Source organism: Streptomyces niphimycinicus (genome assembly GCF_018883605.1).
GTDB classification, from domain to species: domain Bacteria; phylum Actinomycetota; class Actinomycetes; order Streptomycetales; family Streptomycetaceae; genus Streptomyces; species Streptomyces niphimycinicus.
The window spans coordinates 1-522 of the sequence record NZ_JAHLEM010001185.1 but is presented as its reverse complement, the minus strand read 5'-3'; the positions used below and the strand labels follow the sequence as shown (position 1 = coordinate 522).

Genomic DNA, 522 nt, shown 5'->3' with positions numbered 1-522 from the left:
GGTCGTGAGGCCGAGGTGAGTATTGCCGCGGTCAATGGCCCGAGGGCCGTGGTCATCGCGGGTGACGAGGAAGCGGCGCTGGAGATTGCGGGGCAGTGGGCGGAGCAGGGCCGTAAGACCCGTCGGCTCACGGTCAGCCACGCGTTCCACTCGCCCCGCATGGACGCCATGCTGGACGACTTCCGCAAGGTCGTCGAGGGGCTGTCGTTTGCCCCGCCCGCCATCGACCTCGTCTCCAACGTCACCGGCAGGATGGCCTCCGAGGCCGAGGTGTGTTCGCCGGAGTACTGGGTGCGCCACGTGCGGGAAGCCGTGCGCTTCCTGGACGGGGTGCGGACGCTCGAGGGACAGGGCGTGACCACCTTCCTGGAGGTGGGCCCCGACGGTGTGCTCTCGGCGATGACGCAGGACTGCCTGACGGAACGGGGCGAGCAGCCTGCCTCGGCGCCCGTGAACGTGCCGGTGCTGCGCAAGGACCGTTCGGAGGCCGTGGCCCTGACCACCGCGCTGGCACGGCTGCAC

The 522-nt window shown here is 70.5% G+C and carries 1 protein-coding gene; it reads left to right on the top strand.

Annotation, left to right across the window (positions count from 1 at the left end; all coding sequences use genetic code 11):
* Positions 1-522, top strand: a 522-nt coding sequence (locus KN815_RS48720; protein WP_216348151.1) for an acyltransferase domain-containing protein, incomplete at both ends; no start/stop codon positions are given.